This window comes from Acetivibrio ethanolgignens (assembly GCF_001461035.1).
GTDB classification, from domain to species: domain Bacteria; phylum Bacillota; class Clostridia; order Lachnospirales; family Lachnospiraceae; genus Velocimicrobium; species Velocimicrobium ethanolgignens.
In genome coordinates this window covers 1-13,064 of record NZ_LNAM01000024.1, presented here as the reverse complement: position 1 = coordinate 13,064, position 13,064 = coordinate 1, and the positions used below count along the sequence as shown (strand labels likewise).

Sequence of the window (13,064 nt, the reverse complement as noted above, 5' to 3'; positions counted from 1 at the left end):
CTTTACTGCCAGCTCTGCTCGTTTTTCTTCCACCCTGCCACCTTAAGTATTCTTTCTGCAATAATATTTATCTCCTCCAGACCCGCTGAAGGCTCTTCAAATCCCTCCGCTGCCCTGTCCGTCACAATGAGAAAACGCCCTTCCGGGTTCGACACTGGTTGCTCAGACACAGCTCCTCGGATTACTTCTATCTTCGGATAGTTACTTTCCTTCATTCCTTCCAGGAAAATAATATCTGCTTCCGGAAACAACTTAATCAATTCCTTTTCCCGCTCCTTCGTCCCTGATTTATGTACAAAAATGCGGTTATCAGAAAATACCGCCGTTCCGTAGGCTCCAGCCTCCTTCATCTGAAAGCTGTCTGTCCCTGGAATATCGCAGGCAAAATCATGTCCATCATGCTTGATTACTGCAGTTTTTACTCCTAACCGGGTCAGTCTTTCTACAAGTCTTACAAGGAGAGTTGTCTTTCCTGAGTTTTTCACTCCGCAAACCGCGATAACCTTTTGTTTTTTATCTACAAAATCATAACCCATACCTTATCTCCCTCTTTTATCCTTTTCTATCCTTGCCGGCAGTAGCTCTAAAGCATCTACTAACATAAGCTTCTCTCTTGGATTTATCCTTTCATAGTCCTCTGCAGTATTGATATTTTGAAGCATCCTTTTAAAATCCTCTCGTTCCGATACATCAATATAGGCAATGTTCAGCCTTTTCAGAGCATCCTGCAAACGGTAATTTCCATTTTTTATCTGTTCCTCAAAAACAGGCAGTACGCTTTTTTTGTAAATAGCGGCAAGGGGATGAATTTTCCCGGAAGCTATCGGAACTACTCCATCAAAATCCTCCTGCCATTCTCTTAGATAGTAAAACAGCTCTCCCTTTAAAAAAGGCATATCACAGGCTGCAACTATCAGTTCTTCCGTTTCACAAGCCTTTAATCCGGCATGAAGCCCACCTAAGGGGCCACAGCCCGGAAATTCATCAAAAACCAGCCTGCAGCCCTCATAGGCAGCGTGAGTCTCCAGACCATAGGATACCCACAGCTGCTTTGCTTCCTTTTTCAGTTCCTTTACCAGTCTTTCCATAAAGGTTTCCTCTTCATAGGTAAGGAAACCCTTATGTCTGCCTCCCATCCGGGAGCTTTTTCCACCTGCCAGAATTAATCCATCCATGTTCTTCAAAGGTATCAATCCATTTCTCCAGCCCATTCAAAGCCTTTTTTCGCAACAATAACAGCAATTATCTCATTAATGACTGCAGCGGCTGCAATCGTTCCCTGGATAATTCCAGCACATTCCGGTGCCGGAGCCATCAAAACGGAAACCGTTATCCCTGTAAATACTAAGGACACCCCTGAATGTGGCAAAAGAGTAAAACCGAGATATTTCTGTACCGTCGGCTGCATACCGGTTGCTTTTGCTCCAATCCGGGCTCCAAAATATTTTCCAATCGCACGGACAATGATATATACAATGGTATAAAATCCTGAATAATTCTTTCTAACCTTTCCTCTGTAACCATATTGGAAAAGGTAGCAGAAAAAGCCATTCCCATCAGCATAAAGTTTAAAAGTGGAGATGGCATCAGGTAGGTATTAAACAAATATCCGACTATCGTAGTTACCACAATCATTCCAATCAGTATGATAAGAGTCTGCAGCGTTGTTCTCTCTTTTTTCAGTAATTTTCCGGTTGGAAAGCCTGTTACCAGACCAATCAGCAGCGGCAATAGAATCATGACCGGAATCATATATAATGGCATTCCACTTCCTGATATATGACGGGCAACTACTGCTACCGTTGTAAAAAATACAGCTACTCCAACCATATCGTCCAGTGCTGCCATCGGAATCAGAGTCTGGGTAACCGGTCCCTTGGTCTTAAATTCCTGCACAATAGACAAGGCTGGTGCCGGTGCTGTAGCCAGTGCAATTCCTCCAAAAAGAAACGCCAAATAAACAGGAATACCCTTTATCATAAATATAACATAAAAAACAACAGATACAAGTGCAAAAGTTCCAAGAGACTGGGTCAGAGTCGTAATAATCAGTGCTCTTCCATACTCCTTAATCCGTTTCCAGACAAGCTCGGTACCAATCATAAAACCTACTGCACATTCCAGCACATGAATTATATTTTGATACCACACAGTGTCCATCAAAGTCTGTGGCAGCAGATGAAGTGCATAAGGGCCAAGGAGCATACCAGCAATCAGCCAGCCGAGAATGGCCGGCAGTTTTAATTTGGATACTCCTTTTCCAATACAAAATGCTATAGCTGCTGCAGCTATCCAGCGTAATATAAGTCCTAACATTCGTTTTTCCTCCTTGCAATGCCATAAAGCATAAAATCTAAAAGTCTAGGCAGATCTCTTTCATGAAGCTCCATTTTATGAGAAAGGGAAGTATTCTGTCTGCTGAAGGAGCTATTAAACATCTCCTGCAGCATAATGAAATACATCATAGCTTCTTCATAAGTAATTCCCTCCCGCAGCTGTATTGAATCAAGAATTTCTCTGTACAGCCCACGGCTCAGACCATCAAACTCCTCTTTCAGCCCACGAATTTCCTCCTCCAGTCCTTCTGGTGGCTGCAAAACTGCGTCAAAAAATATGCCCGCTTCCAGCCTGTGTTCTTTAAAAAACTGCATCCGCACCTGCATATATTTTTCCAGATTATTCCCTATCTCAGCCTCCTTCAAGCATTTTGTCAATGCCTGAAAGCACAGTCTGACACAGGCAAGATACAGGGCATCCTTGTTTTTAAAGTTATGGTACAAAAGCCCCTTTGGAATCCCCGACTCACAGATAGCATTAAGCGATGCTCCACGATATCCCTTAGAGCCAAACTCCTCCATTGCTGCAAAAAGTATTTTTTTCTTTGTCAGCTCGGTTTTCTCTTCTTTTTTCATTTTTCACCTCCATAAAAGTTGACCGTCTGGTCTATTATATTACAAATAGACCAGACGGTCAAGAATTAAAAGGCTCTAATTTCTCCACAAGCTATTTTTTCTCCCGAATTTCCCGATGGCTGCGTCCGGAAATCATCAGGCATGTCGTGTAAAATAACGGTCTTACCAATAATCTCCTCCGGATAGAACCGGGTAGTACAGACCGCTGCCCAGACTGTTCCATTGTTGCTGAGTACCGGAGGAAGATCTCCTGCATGCTGCGGGTGAGGTCGTCCTGCAGGATTATAATGCTGTCCGGCATTTGCAAAGGGATCCTTTTCATTGCCGGTACAGGATGCTCCATCATGAATGTGGAAGCCAAAGAAGCCACCGCTTTTTTCCTCCAGTGTTTTCGGAATACCGGATATCTCTGCAGTCAGAAGTGTTCCTTCTCGGGTCCGGTAAAAATCTACTTTCCCCCGAATTGACTCATCTTCCTTCCGGCCTCTAAGCTGTGCCGTAGCAACAGGCTTTGCATTATTCCTTATAAGCATAGTATCACACTCCTTTTATCCCAGTTTATGGGAGATAAAAAAGATGTGTGATACTAAAATGCGATTTAAAATTATCTTCTGCTGATTTCAATATATGCCTTCACCACATCTATTAGCTTCTCATAGCTCATAGCCCCCGTATTCAGGCAAAAATCATAATTTCTGGTATCGTTCCAGTCATTGCCGGTATAATACTTATAATAGTCAGCCCGATGCTTATCAATCGTATGAATCTTTTTCAAAAGCTCTTTTTCCGGTTCACCAGAGATATTCTTTAACCGGATAAGGCAGTCCTCCTCGGTGGCATAGAAATAAAGCCGCAGTACATCTTTTCTATCCTTTAATACATAGTCTGCACATCTGCCGATTATAATGCAGGACTCCTTTTCCGCCAGATCCTTGATAATTTTCGCCTGGAGGTTAAACAGGTTGTCATCGGATACGAAGTCACTGCTTTCCGGTGGAAGCACTCCTCCACTGTAAGGCTTTATGCTCTTAAAAAGAGAACGTCCTTTTTTCTTCTCATCGGCTTTTCCAAAGAGTGCCTCGTTAATTCCACTTTCATCGGAAGCCATTCTTATAAGCTCCCTGTCATAACAAGGGATTCCCAAATCTTTAGCTAAAAGCTCTCCCAGGGTCTTACCACCACTTCCATAGCTTCTCGCAATTGTTATCACAATTTTTTCCAACCTCAACACCTACTCTCCTAAATATGCTTTCTTCACAGATTCATCATGCAGAAGCTCTTGTGCATCTCCGGAAAGAACAATTTTTCCAGTCTCCAGTACATAAGCACGATCTGCAATGGAAAGTGCTTTTTTTGCGTTCTGCTCTACCAGAAGAACCGTAGTTCCACTGGCTGAAATCTCCTTAATAATATCAAATATTTCTGCTACAAAAATCGGCGACAGCCCCATAGAAGGCTCATCCATTAATATGATTCTCGGCTTTGACATCAGTGCCCGGCCCATAGCAAGCATCTGCTGCTCGCCGCCGCTTAAGGTTCCTGCCATCTGGCCCTTACGCTCCTCCAAACGTGGAAAACGCTTATATACCATCTGAAGAGCTTCATTTATCTCTGCCTTATCCTTTCTGGTAAAGGCTCCCAGCTTCAGGTTATCCAATACGGAAAGCTGGGCAAAGACGCGTCTGCCCTCCGGCACATGAGCCATGCCCATAGGCACAATTTTATGTCCCGGCACCTTTGTAATATCTACACCATCAAAGGTAATCGTTCCTTTTTTCGATGGAATCATTCCGGTAATCGTCTGGAGAGTCGTAGTCTTGCCAGCACCATTCGCACCAATCAGGGCGATGACCTCTCCCTCCTTTACTTCGAAGGAAATACTCTTAATAGCCTGAATCATTCCATAATATACTTCCAAATCCTTTATTTCAAGCAATGCCATCTTATTATTTCCTCCTACTCTCCCAGATAAGCCTTAACAACTTCCGGGTCATTCAATACCACGCTGGTTTTTCCCTGTGCCAGAACCTGTCCAAAGTTTAATACAGTCAGCTTTTCGCAGATACCGGATACCAGTCTCATATCATGCTCAATTAAGAGGACTGTCATGTCAAAATTTTCCCGGACAAACCGTATGGTATCCATCAGCTCCTGGGTCTCATTCGGGTTCATACCTGCTGCCGGCTCATCCAGAAGCAGAAGCTTGGGCTCTGTCGCCAATGCTCTGGCAATCTCCAGCTTACGCTGCTTTCCATAAGGCAGGTTGGCAGCCAGATAATCCGCCTCTTTATCCAGGTCAAATACCTTCAAAAGCTCCATCGCCTTCTCATCCATCGCCTTCTCTGTTTTAAAATACGCCGGCAGACGTAAGATGCCTGCTACCGTAGAATATTTATAATTGTTGTGAAGACCAACCTTTACATTATCCAAAACAGAAAGCTCCTTAAACAGACGAATGTTCTGGAAGGTACGGGCAATGCCGCTTTTGTTAATATCTGTGGTCTTTTTTCCTGTAATATTCTTTCCATCCAATAAGATAGCTCCATCGTTTGGCTTATAAACACCGGTCAGCATATTAAATACTGTCGTCTTGCCCGCTCCGTTAGGCCCGATAAGCCCGTAGAGCTGGCCCTTTTCAATGCTTATGTTAAAGCCGTCTACCGCCCGCAGTCCGCCGAAGGAAATACCCAGATTTTTTACTTCCAATAATGCCATAGGATTAAGCCTCCTCTTCTTTACTATTTTTCTTAAAGAAGGAGTGGCTTTCTCGCCATACCTTCATTTTCGGGCTCCAATTGAATATCATCATGACAATCAGCACGATGGAATAAATCAACATACGATAATCACTTAAGCCTCTCAAAAGCTCCGGCAGCAGAGTAAGAATTACCGCTGAGATAACTGAGCCTCTGATATTCCCCATTCCCCCCAGAACAACAAATACCAGAATCATGATAGACTGGTTATAACCAAAGTTCTTAGGCAATGCCGTCAGGGTGGACAGGTTGTGGGCGTAGAGTACACCACCCACTCCTGCCAGAGCTGCAGAAATGGAAAAAGCCATAATCTTGTATTTTGTAATATTGATGCCAACAGACTCTGCTGCAATCCTATTATCACGGATAGACATGATAGCACGGCCTGTTCTGGAATTTATCAGGTTCAGAACAATAAACAAGGTAATCAGCACCAGGATAATGCCTATGGTAAAATTAGAATCATGGGGTGTTCCTGTAATACCCTGGGCACCCTTGATAATAACCTTTCCATCGGCCTCCATCCCCAGAGACATCGTATCCTTCATGGAAAAATGAAATCCGTTGGAATCCTTACCAACATAAAGGGCATTGATAATATTCTTAATAATCTCACCAAAGGCCAGAGTTACAATCGCTAAATAGTCACCTCTAAGACGAAGCACCGGAATACCAATCAGTACTCCAAAGATACCTGCTGTCACTGCCCCTATCAAAAGAGATAGGAAGAAACGCAGTCCGCCGCTTGTAATGACATCCTCTGTACATACGGAGAAAAAGGCACTGGAAAAAGCCCCTACACACATAAAGCCTGCATGGCCCAGGCTCAGCTCTCCCAAAATACCTACGGTAAGGTTCAGGGAAACCGCCATAATCGCATAGGTACAAAGAGGTACTAAAAGTCCCTGCATAAGGCTGGACAGGTTCCCTGTCCTTAAAAGTATCTCTGCAATCATATAAGCAGCTATCACCATTCCATATGTAACCATATTCGTTTTTGTTGTCTTTGACAATTTATTGCCTACTGTCTTTTTCATGCTGCCACCTACACTTTCTCACTAATCTTCTTGCCGAGAATACCGGTAGGCTTCACCAGCAATACAACAATCAGTACTGCAAACACGATTGCATCAGATAACTGGGCAGAAATATATGCCTTGCTTAAATTTTCAATGACTCCTAGTAAAATACCGCCAAGCATGGCTCCCGGAATAGAGCCGATACCACCAAAGACTGCCGCAGTAAAAGCCTTGATACCAGGCATGGAACCGGTATATGGAGTCAGGTTAGGATAAGCAGAGCACAAAAGTACACCTGCAATCGCTGCCAGTGCAGAACCGATAGCAAAGGTCATAGCTATCGTTCCATTTACATTAACGCCCATCAGCTGGGCTGCCTGTTTGTCTTCTGACACAGCCAGCATGGCACGGCCAGACTTTGTATATTTTACAAAGCAGCTTAGGCCAATTACAATCAGGATACAGGCTGTAATCGTAACCATTGTCTCACCGGAGATTACCAGTGCCCCATCTGCCAGCTTCCATGCCGGAATCTTTACCACAGAAGTAAAGGACTTAGCATTGGCACCATAAATCAACAGCACTGCATTCTGTAAAAAGTAGCTGACACCAATCGCCGTAATAAGTACAGCCAGCGGTGATGCTCCTCTCAGCGGCTTATATGCAATTTTCTCAATCACAACGCCAAGCACTGTACATATTGCTACTGCAATGATAATTCCCACTCCGGCAGGCATTCCCATTACACTAACAGCACTGAATACCACATAACTGCCAATCATGATAATATCGCCATGGGCAAAGTTTAACATCTTGGCGATTCCGTATACCATGGTATAACCAAGAGCTATGATTGCATACACACTCCCCAGACTGATACCATTAATCAGATAAGATATAAATCCCATTTTCTTCCTCCATTCCAAAGTATCAAAATTCCTGCTTATCATAAGGACAAAAGGGCCGCTAAAAGCAGCCCTTTTGCCCTAAGCATATATTCTATATTACATCGCCTGATAAGCTCCGTCAACAATTTTTACTGCATGAGGAGTTTTATTTACAGTCCCCTCTGCCTGCCAGGTCATTCCCTGTCCAGTCAGACCATCTACAGTAATCTCAGTCATAGCTGCCTTTAACGCCGTTCCCATATCAGCTGTCCCCATATCTGGAGTTACACCAGCCTTTTCTATAACGGCCCTGATGATATAAATAGCATCATACGCATCTGCTGCAAACTGATTCGGCATATCACCAAACTGCTCCTTATATGTGGTAACAAAGCTCTTAGTCATATCATCCTCTGCATCTGCGATAAACGGTGTCAGAAGAATAACGTTCTCTGCTAAAGCAGTATCAAAGTTTTCAACACCTAAAAGTCCGTCTAGGCCATCACCACCACAAAATACCGGAGCATATCCAATCTTATCTGCCTGCTGGATGATTAAAGCTGCTTCCTGGTAGTAAATTGGTAAGAATACCATGTCTGCACCTGCGTCCTTAGCCTTCTGAAGCTGTACGGTAAAGTCTGTCTTGCTGTCTGCAGTAAAGGCTTCTGATACAACTACTTCAAATGACTGGTTTGCGGATTCAGCTACAAATGCTTCTGCAATACCAGAAGAATACGCATCAGAGCTGTCATAGATAACAGCAACCTTCTGTGCCAGTCCTGCACCTCCGATGTACTTTGCAGACTCAACACCCTGATTAGGGTCAGTAAAGCAAACCTGGAATACGTTGTCATTTACGATACAATCTGTCGCAGAACCAGATGGAGTAATCTGAAGCATACCATCCTCTGCTGTCTTATCAGCAACTGCGATACATGGCGCACTGGTTGTAGTTCCCATAAGAACCTGCATTCCCCAGTCCTTCAAAGTGTTATAAGCATTAACTGCTTTCTCTGCATCATGCTCATCATCCTGGAAATTAAACTCAATCTTAACACCGTTAATGCCGCCCGCTGCGTTAATTTCATCAACTGCAATCTGGGCACCGTTTCTAACGGCTGTTCCATAAATAGAAGCTCCACCACTAATAGGTCCGATACCACCTATTTTAAATACCCTTCCTGCCTCTGCTCCGGCATTACCGGTACCGTCGGTGCCTCCCTTGTCAGAAGAACCACACGCACTTAAGGACATAACCATAAGTGCAAGAATAAGCAACATACTAATTCTTTTTCTCATAACACTTTCCTCCTTAAAATCCTCTGTATGGTATACTACTACAGAACCCGAAAGAATGTCAAGAGTTTTTTATTAGGACGTCAATTCATTGAAGCTTTAAATTGGTAAATTTTATCCTTAGATATCTTTTACTAATGTGTAACAGAAAAATAATTAATCAATATCTCTTTGATGTGATTATATCGTCTGGCATAAGAGTTCTCCACACGGATAATTTGAAGGTTATGTGCTTTGCAAATAGCATTTTTCTTTTTGTCTCTGCTCTTCACTATCTCATTATCAAAATGCTCCTTCCCATCCAGCTCAATTGCCAGAATTGGAATTTCCTCCTTCCCCTGCTTTTCATATACAACAAAATCAAACCTGCCGTTATAAAATAAATCGCTATAATTTTCATTTCTATAGAATACATGTGAGATTGCAACTTCTTTGCGAACTACATACTTACTCTGCGTCATCCATATATTTTCCAATGCATGATTCAAATTTTGCAAAAAGGCTTCCTCTGTAGCACTGCTGAAAGGTTTCACACCAAGTGCCCTGGAATTTACTCTTTTAGGCGTTACTACACTATTTCCGTTAGACCTCACGTATCTGGCAAGCTCATACAAATCATCATTCCCATCCCCCTGATGCAGACGTTCCAAATTCTTTGTGCTGGACAATAAAATCAACTTATCCTTTGCACGGGATGTTGCTACATTAATCAGTTCCTTATTATTTTTAAGCCACTCATAGGTTCCTGCCTGTGTCTGGTCTGTAATAGCAGTGGAGAATAAAACAACATCCTTTTCATCCCCCTGAAACGCATGTACTGTTCCGCAGGTCACCCCTGTCACTCCTGCACGTTTTAATTCCTCTTCAATCATTTTTTTCTGATTAACAAAGGGCGTAATGACTCCAATACTTTTATCACGATTATGTACTGCATAATTCACAATCTCTCGCACCTCTGCCGGTGCTGTATTTTTATAATTAGTGGTTGTTTCTGCTACATCCACATACAAAAGCGGCCGCTCCTCCTTACTTTCCGACCTGATAATAAGCTGGGAATTGTAATATTTCCGGTTATTGAATCCAATGATGCTTTTATGACACCGATAATGGTTGTGGAGCAAAATCTCATCACTTACCGCATCGCAGGCAAGATATGTCTTATAAATAGAATTTTTCCGATAATCATATTCCTCCGATACCCCATAGCGTTTTTTCAATCTTTCATTTGTCATCTCATCCAGCAAAATAACCGGATTGAGCTGCTGTGGATCACCCACCAGCATCAGGCTCTCTCCCCGCACAATCGGCACTAGAGATACCGCTGTATTACATTGGCTTGCTTCATCCATAATTACCATATCGAACATCGGCTTTGCCTCTCCCAGTCGATGAGCAGAAATGCAAGTGGTTGCAATTACCGGAAAAATCTTTTGCAGTTTTGCAATGTTATCTTTTTTCCCGAGATAATTTGAAAAAGCTTCTGCACGTTTCTCTTCGTCTTCCATCTCTATAATTTTTTTTAAATCCGAATTTCTTGGATTATCGATTTTCTGAATATAACGTGCAGAGGTATAATACAGGTATTTTTTTAATTCCTCCGTGTCATCATCCAAAAGTGAGAGAGCCTCTTCTTCCGGGACCTCCCCTGTAGCCTCCAGCTTTTTACTAATCTGTTTCCTTTGTCTTCCAACCAGGTCAGCCTCAAAAGGAATCATCTGTAGCGAAGCAGTATTTTTCTTTTCATAATCAAGCAGACGGTCAATCGTTTCCTCTCTTTCCTTTAAATCCAGAAGTTCCTCATACCGCTTTAGAAGCTCCGACAGGCATCTGGCACGTTTCTTGCGATCATCCTTGTTCCGATCTAATGTACCTTCAAATACCTGAACTTTTTTCACGCTCTCATAAAGCCTTTGTATAGTAACAAGAGCCTCTTTTACTTTTTCATGATTTCCCAAACGTAGAACTGGAAATGGAATGATTTTCCCCTTGTACTTCATCTGAGAAAGCTTTTCATAGACTCCATTGATTGGATGATTGTTATAAGAAGCAAACAGTATCGTCCGTTCATTAAAAAAGGCAGTTACAATCGTATTGATAATCGTGTTTGTTTTTCCTGTACCAGGGGGCCCTTGAATATAAGCTACCGGGTACTTCATGGCATTATGAATAGCAAGCAGCTGATCCATATTGATTTTCTGATTAACCAATGCAATAGGATATGACGCCGTTCTTCTCGGTCGTTCCAGCAAATCGCCAAAAAACGCTTTAACCGGTACGGGTACTTTGCCCTCCTGATACATTTTTATAATAGCTTCATATTCCTTGTGTAAATCAAGAGGAATATCCATTCCTAAGCCTATTATATATGGCATATCATCCACATTACTACTCTGCTGTGGCATATGCCTCATAATACAGTCTTTAATTTTTTCCTCATTCACCTTAAAGTCGTGCAGTAGTTCATATTCATCTGCATCCAAAAACCTTCGGATGCTCTGTTTCACTCCATCAATTGTAAATTCCGTACAAATCGTGATTTCCTCATCTGATTTTAAAACACACTGCTTTACGTCTAAATTAAGTTTACGATATGCCAGAACATATAAACCCTTTGGCGTATGTACGCTTAAAACATTTATAGCAAGCTGCCTGATTCTCAATCCTCTGTCCGACCGTCCATCCCCTTCTGTTTGATATTGGAAGCTCCTTACAATAGTCTGGAATTGTTCTTTGCTCAACTGGTAAAATTCTCCCTGAACCTGCTCCCGATCAAGATAACGAACTAAATCAAAATCTGAAATATAAGGTGTTGTGTCCATACGATTACACATTTCCAGATAATTTAGTATTTTTAAATTGGCAGTATTGTCAAACAAGGATCTATATTTATGTGGATTTAAATAGATGTCTTCGACCAAAGCTTCATTGACAGGACAATAAGAACCTTCTATAATTCGGGAAGATAAAATAGCATCAATCTTAATCTTATCAAGGTTTGTAACCGTATACTGGCTAAGATGAAGCCCATCCACCGCCAGTGTACGATTACGAACATCCAGATTGCGAATACCAATCCAGTATCTTGTATTTTGATTCTCTTTATTACAGTATTCGATACTCATCCATTTCCCCTCGTGAATGGCACGAAATATATCACGAAAAATTGTATCCATGAGCTTCCCCTTTTGTACTTGGTTGATGGACTTATTTTACACCTTTTAGCAGAGAATAGCAAGGAGAAGTGAGGTCTCTTTCTGCCTCGCTCTATTGAGCCCAGAGGCAACATCTTTGCATATTTTTCTTTTTTCAGGAGAAACTATTTTTTAAAATAGAACAAAACCCTTTGAAAATATAGAAACGGAGGCCTTTTATGGAGCATATGGATACAATTTACCTGCTGATGGAATGCGATGCTGGAGCCAAAATGGCTGTCTCCTCCATCGACGAGGTGCTAGAAAAAATCAAGGATTCTAAATTCAAGGAACTGTTAAAGGAAAGCAAGAGCCATCACGAGAAGCTCTGTGACGAAATCCACACCCTTCTCGACAAGCATGGCAGCCCTGAAAAGGAGCCTAGCCCTATGTCCAAGGGTATGTCCTGGCTGAAAACAAACATGAAGCTCAGTATGGATGAAAGCGACGCCACCATCGCCGACCTAATCACTGACGGCTGCAATATGGGCATCAAATCTCTCCACAAATATGAAAATGAATATGCTCAGGCTGACCATTCTGCCAAAAGCATCTGCAAAAAACTGATTTCCATAGAGGAACAGCTGTGTAAGGAACTGAAGGGGTATTTGTAAAATACCCCTTCAGTTCCTTTTTCTCCTAACCTGTATCACTTGGAAACAGCTGGTCATACTTTATTTCAAACGCATCCCATGATATGCCTAAGACCCATGTTTAGCTTATCAATGTGTAACGATACTATTTAGTGTCTGCTGATTAAGCAGACACTACTTATTTTTTATCGCTCTTTGCCCAGATGTTACCATAACAACAATACAAATTAGCATATTAAAAATCCCAAAAATCAACATATACTTCCAATCAATAATATACTTTGCATTATAGAAAAACAAAATTTTCTTCAAAATATAAAAAGAAATCCCAGTACTAATAATAGTCCCTATACATGATGTTGGGGTCAAAAGCCCCGCTATAGTACCTTGAAAAGTTCATATATTTTGTA

At 42.0% G+C, this 13,064-nt stretch carries 12 protein-coding genes and 1 pseudogene; 1 reads left to right on the top strand and 12 read right to left on the bottom strand.

Features of this window, described 5'->3' with window-relative positions:
* Positions 1 to 2: 2 nt before the first annotated feature.
* From mobB to ASU35_RS02135, 12 genes and pseudogenes are all read right to left on the bottom strand, one after another.
* Positions 3 to 536: a molybdopterin-guanine dinucleotide biosynthesis protein B gene (gene mobB / locus ASU35_RS02190; protein ID WP_058351466.1), complete on the bottom strand. Its 534-nt coding sequence runs from the start codon at positions 534 to 536 to the stop codon at positions 3 to 5.
* Positions 537 to 539: 3 nt separating this feature from the next.
* On the bottom strand, positions 540 to 1,211 hold the full coding sequence (gene mobA / locus ASU35_RS02185) for a molybdenum cofactor guanylyltransferase (RefSeq protein ID WP_058351465.1): 672 nt from the start codon (positions 1,209 to 1,211) through the stop codon (positions 540 to 542).
* Positions 1,190 to 2,316, bottom strand: a pseudogene (locus tag ASU35_RS02180) (cation:proton antiporter). Before ASU35_RS02180 ends, mobA begins: the two are co-directional and overlap by 22 nt.
* Positions 2,310 to 2,912, bottom strand: a complete 603-nt coding sequence (locus tag ASU35_RS02175) for a TetR/AcrR family transcriptional regulator (protein ID WP_058351464.1) — start codon at positions 2,910 to 2,912, stop codon at positions 2,310 to 2,312. The pseudogene ASU35_RS02180 and the gene ASU35_RS02175 overlap by 7 nt, the downstream one beginning before the upstream one ends.
* Before the next feature lie 65 nt (positions 2,913 to 2,977).
* The gene (locus ASU35_RS02170) at positions 2,978 to 3,445 is read right to left on the bottom strand and encodes a superoxide dismutase family protein (RefSeq protein ID WP_058351463.1); all 468 of its coding nucleotides are present in this window, start codon (positions 3,443 to 3,445) and stop codon (positions 2,978 to 2,980) included.
* A 71-nt stretch (positions 3,446 to 3,516) separates the two neighbouring features.
* The gene (locus ASU35_RS02165; protein WP_058351538.1) at positions 3,517 to 4,134 is read right to left on the bottom strand and encodes a cytidylate kinase-like family protein; all 618 of its coding nucleotides are present in this window, start codon (positions 4,132 to 4,134) and stop codon (positions 3,517 to 3,519) included.
* A gap of 9 nt (positions 4,135 to 4,143) precedes the next feature.
* Positions 4,144 to 4,854, bottom strand: a complete 711-nt coding sequence (locus ASU35_RS02160; protein WP_058351462.1) for an ABC transporter ATP-binding protein — start codon at positions 4,852 to 4,854, stop codon at positions 4,144 to 4,146.
* A gap of 14 nt (positions 4,855 to 4,868) precedes the next feature.
* A complete protein-coding gene (locus ASU35_RS02155) occupies positions 4,869 to 5,627 on the bottom strand; it encodes an ABC transporter ATP-binding protein (protein ID WP_058351461.1) in 759 nt (252 codons plus the stop codon).
* A gap of 4 nt (positions 5,628 to 5,631) precedes the next feature.
* Positions 5,632 to 6,705, bottom strand: a complete 1,074-nt coding sequence (locus tag ASU35_RS02150) for a branched-chain amino acid ABC transporter permease (RefSeq protein WP_058351460.1) — start codon at positions 6,703 to 6,705, stop codon at positions 5,632 to 5,634.
* An 8-nt stretch (positions 6,706 to 6,713) separates the two neighbouring features.
* Positions 6,714 to 7,595 (bottom strand): branched-chain amino acid ABC transporter permease, encoded by an 882-nt coding sequence (locus ASU35_RS02145; RefSeq protein WP_058351459.1) that lies wholly within the window; start codon positions 7,593 to 7,595, stop codon positions 6,714 to 6,716.
* 96 nt (positions 7,596 to 7,691) lie between these two features.
* Positions 7,692 to 8,873: an ABC transporter substrate-binding protein gene (locus ASU35_RS02140; protein ID WP_058351458.1), complete on the bottom strand. Its 1,182-nt coding sequence runs from the start codon at positions 8,871 to 8,873 to the stop codon at positions 7,692 to 7,694.
* A 131-nt stretch (positions 8,874 to 9,004) separates the two neighbouring features.
* On the bottom strand, positions 9,005 to 12,043 hold the full coding sequence (locus ASU35_RS02135) for an AAA domain-containing protein (protein WP_058351457.1): 3,039 nt from the start codon (positions 12,041 to 12,043) through the stop codon (positions 9,005 to 9,007).
* A gap of 197 nt (positions 12,044 to 12,240) precedes the next feature.
* On the opposite strand from ASU35_RS02135, the gene ASU35_RS02130 reads away from it, so the two are divergent.
* Complete coding sequence (locus tag ASU35_RS02130; protein ID WP_058351456.1) at positions 12,241 to 12,675, top strand: hypothetical protein; 435 nt, start codon at positions 12,241 to 12,243, stop codon at positions 12,673 to 12,675.
* Positions 12,676 to 13,064 lie beyond the last annotated feature (389 nt).